General features: G+C 61.9%; 4 protein-coding genes. All 4 read right to left on the reverse strand.

Translation table 11 applies throughout. From position 1 onward, the window contains the following. On the reverse strand, positions 1–1577 hold a 1577-nt coding region (locus AC1D1P_RS17080), incomplete at its 3' end, for a GspE/PulE family protein (RefSeq protein WP_477673792.1). A 54-nt stretch (positions 1578–1631) separates the two neighbouring features. Further along, positions 1632–2399 carry a class I SAM-dependent methyltransferase gene (locus tag AC1D1P_RS17085; protein WP_477669711.1) on the reverse strand — a complete coding sequence of 256 codons (768 nt, stop codon included), beginning with the start codon at positions 2397–2399 and terminating at the stop codon, positions 1632–1634. Beyond that, on the reverse strand, positions 2399–2920 hold the full coding sequence (locus tag AC1D1P_RS17090) for a DNA-deoxyinosine glycosylase (protein ID WP_477669712.1): 522 nt from the start codon (positions 2918–2920) through the stop codon (positions 2399–2401). The genes AC1D1P_RS17085 and AC1D1P_RS17090 overlap by 1 nt, the downstream gene beginning before the upstream one ends. Next, a complete protein-coding gene (locus AC1D1P_RS17095; protein WP_477673793.1) occupies positions 2917–3762 on the reverse strand; it encodes a TatD family hydrolase in 846 nt (281 codons plus the stop codon). Before AC1D1P_RS17095 ends, AC1D1P_RS17090 begins: the two co-directional genes overlap by 4 nt. Between the last annotated feature and the right edge of the window lie 80 nt (positions 3763–3842).

Genomic DNA, 3842 nt, shown 5'->3' on the forward strand with positions numbered 1-3842 from the left:
ACACAGCCCACCGGCTTGTACGGCCGGTAGCCGCCGCTGATTTGCCAGGGTTTGACCAGGTCGGCGAGCGTTTCGCGTGAGGCGGCCTCATCAGGCTGGCGGCAATTGCTGCACAAGGTGCGTACCAGCCGCTGGGCCAGCACACCCAGCAAGGTGGCGTTGATCAGGTAAGAAGGAACCCCGAGTTCCATCAGGCGGGACACCGCCGACGGGGCGTCATTGGTATGCAGCGTGCTGAAAACCAGGTGGCCGGTCAGCGCGGCTTGCACCGCCATCTCGGCCGTCTGCAGGTCGCGGATTTCGCCCACCATGATGATGTCCGGATCCTGCCGCATCAGCGCGCGCAGCCCCTCGGGGAAATCGAAATCCAGGTGCGGCTGCACCTGCGTCTGGTTAAAAGAGGCCTCGATCATTTCGATCGGGTCTTCAATCGTGCTGACGTTGACTTCTTCAGTCGCAAGCCGCTTGAGCGTGGAATAAAGCGTGGTGGTCTTGCCGGAACCGGTAGGCCCGGTGACCAGCACAATGCCATAGGGCCGCTTGACCAGTTGTTCCCAGCGTTCGGCGTCGTGCTGCGAAAAACCCAGGGCATCCAGGTCCTTGACCGTGGTGTCCGGATCAAAAATACGCATGACCATCTTCTCGCCGAAGGCTGTGGGCAAGGTGGACAGGCGCATCTCAACTTCGTCGCCGCGCGGGTTGCGGGTCTTGATGCGGCCATCCTGCGGTCGGCGCTTTYCCACCACATCCATGCGGCCCAGCAGCTTGATGCGGGCGGTCATGGCGTTGTGCACGCCCATGGGCAGTTGATAAACGGGATGCAGCACGCCGTCGATGCGAAAGCGGATCACGCCCTGCTCGCGCCGCGGCTCGAGGTGGATGTCGCTGGCGCGCTGGTCAAAGGCGTACTGCCAGAGCCAATCCACCACCTGCACCACGCCCTGGTCATTGGCGTCCAGCTGCTTGTTGCTTTTGTTCAGCTCAACCAGTTGTTCAAAGCTCGCCGATGTCGACCCGCCGCCGGCCTTGATCGCTGCCTTGACGGATTTGGCCAGGGCAAAAAATTCGGCGGTGAACTTGGTGATTTCGAGGGGGCTGGCAACCACAAGGCGCACGCTGCGCTTGGCCTGACGTTCGACCTCCTGCACCCAGTCAGTCACGAAAGGCTCCGAAGTGGCAATCACCACCTCGCTGGGGGTCACCTGCACCGGCAGCACCTTGTGCCGCTCGGCATACATGGCCGACATGGTGTCCGCCACCTTGCCCACGTCCACCTTGAGCGGGTCAATCCGCAGGTAAGCAAGGCCGGCCCGTCCGGCCAGCCATTGCGTGATCGTTTCCATGTCCAGGGGTTTGCCGTCGGCCAGGCGTGTCATGCCGACACTGGCAAGCCGCGTCAACGGCGGCTGCGCGCTTTGCACCTGGGAGCAGCGTGCAATCGTGCGCTGGGCTTCAGCGGCACTGATGACGCCGTCTTCGCTGAGCCACTCAACCAGCATGCGCCAGCCCAGCGGCCCGGCAGGGGGCTTTTTCACATGCAGGTCTTTGGGGTGTTTGGGGTGCGTCACGGCGCTCATGGGTCGCACTGTACCCCATCCACCTGGGTCTTTACCATCCGTGCGGCCGCATCATCACGCCGCCGGTGCAAAGAGCCGCAGCCATTTTTTGGCGGGTAGCTTCCAGCACGACTCAATGACACCGGCTTGCTGCAACAGGTCGGACCGCTCGGGACGCGTCGGATCGCGTTGGGCCAGCACCACAGTGTTGCCTTCGCGCGTCGGCCGGAACGCCCAGACCGCTTCGGGCCCGAACGCTTCCGCGATTTTTGTCAGCGACTGCACGTAACTGGAATCGCGGCCAAAAAGATTCACCGTCATCACGCCGTCTTCCGCCAGAAGCCCGCGGCAGTCCTCGTAAAAATCCGCGCTGTCCAGCACCGGTGCCGCCGCCTCGTGGTCATACAGGTCGACATGCAGAAAGTCCACCGTTCCCCGGTGCACAGGTTTTTTGATTTCCAGCGCCGCATCAGCTTCAATGACATGCAGCCTCAGGTCGTCCCGCGGCAGCTTGAACCAGAGCCGGCAGGCCGTGATCACCTGCGGATTGATTTCAATCGCCGTGGTTTTCATGCGCAGCTTTTTGTAGCAAAACTTGGTCAGCGCGGCAGAGCCCAAGCCCAGCTGCATTGCGTGCTTTTTGGACACAGCCGCCGCGTCGGTGAACAGCAGCCCCGCCATCATGCGCTGCACGTATTCCAGCTCGATGTCATACGGTGCATCGCGCAGCATGGAGCCTTGCACCCATTCGGTGCCCAGGTGCAAAAAGCGCACCTCGCCGTAGTCGGAGAAATTGACTTCGGGCAACTCAGCCACCGTTTTTTCTGTTTCTTTTTTCGACATCAAACCAATCCATGCTTTTCAAAAACTTCACGCCAGGCTGCGAGTTTGCGCTCAAAGCTCCATGATGCGTTCGCCGGGCTGGTAGAAGGCAGTTTGTAGACCGGCAGGCCCAGCTGCAAGGTGTGCTTCGAATGCTTGAAACTTTCGCCGCCATTGTGGGCAATCGCTTCCAGCGCCGGACACAGTCGCCGCAGGCTGGCGAGGTCATTGACCTGCGCATTGCGGATCGCGCTGTCCAGGCTGCCCTCGCGTTCACAGGCAGCGTACACGTCCCACAGGCCAAGCCCTTTTGACAAAAGCCATTCGCTACGAATTTGATAGCTGCTACCGCCCGTCCCCATTGGCCCATCGGGCCAAATGGTTTGCAAAATCTTCCAGAAATGGTTTTGCGGGTGGCCGTAATACTGCTGCGCAGCCAGCGAGGCGGCGCCCGGAAAGCTCCCCAGTACCAGCAGGCGGGTGCCGGGAGAAACCAGCGGCGCCAGGCCCGCCAACACAGGTTTCGCGGTGCCCTTTTTCACGCCAGAAGGGCTCCCAGTTTCGGCAGCGCCCGCAATGCGTTGGCAGTCGTTGCGGCCGCCAGCGACGCGAGCGGAATTCCCCGCAAATCCGCCACCTGCTGCGCAATGCGCGGCAACTCGCCCGGCTCATTGCGGCCCTGGGCCTGGCCCGTTTCGCGCTCTGCCGCTGTTTTGTAGATCCAGTGCGGCGGAATGTCGGGCGAATCCGTTTCCATCACCAGCGCCTCCAGGGGCAGTTCCGCCGCCAGGCGCCTGAGTTGCAAGGCAGGCTCAAACGTGACGGCGCCGCCAAAGCCCAGCTTCAGGCCCAGCTTGATAAATTCTCCCGCCTGCTGTTCGCTGCCATTGAATGCGTGGCCGATGCCGTGCCAGCCGCCCTCGGGCGCCAGGTCGCGCAGGTGCTTGAGCAACTTGTCAGCCGATCGCCGCACGTGCAGGATGACCGGCAGGCCGTGCTTGCGCGCCAGCTTGAGTTGTTCACGGTAGAAGTGCTCCTGGCGTTCACGCATAGGGCTTTGCGTCAGGGCAGGCACAAAATAATCAAGGCCGATTTCGCCCACCGCCACCAATCGCGGATCAGACCGCCTCAACGCAAGTTCGTTATCCAGTGTCTGCAGGTCGGCGTCTTGCGCCTGGGGCACACACAGCGGATGGATGCCCAGCGCATAGCTGTCGGAAAACCGGTGCGCCAGCACACGGACTGCCTCGAAATTGAACACGCCCACGGCCGGCAGCACGCAGTGTGCAACGCCTGCAGCGGCCGCCCGCGCACGAACTTCAGCGACATCGGCGKCCAGTTCACCGGCGTCAAGATGGCAGTGTGTGTCTATCCAGTAAGACATTCAGTCAATGCGGTAGGGTACCCGGGATGCAAAAAGAAAAGGTGCAGGAAAAGGAACAACCGGGCGCAGGCCTTGCTTGC

It is taken from the genome of Polaromonas sp. P1_E1_2, assembly GCF_056406035.1.

Coding starts and splice junctions, on each gene's coding strand:
- AC1D1P_RS17085 (WP_477669711.1), bottom strand. CDS start 2,399: ATGTCGAAAAAAGAAACAGAAAAAACGGTGGCTGAGTTGCCCGAAGTC.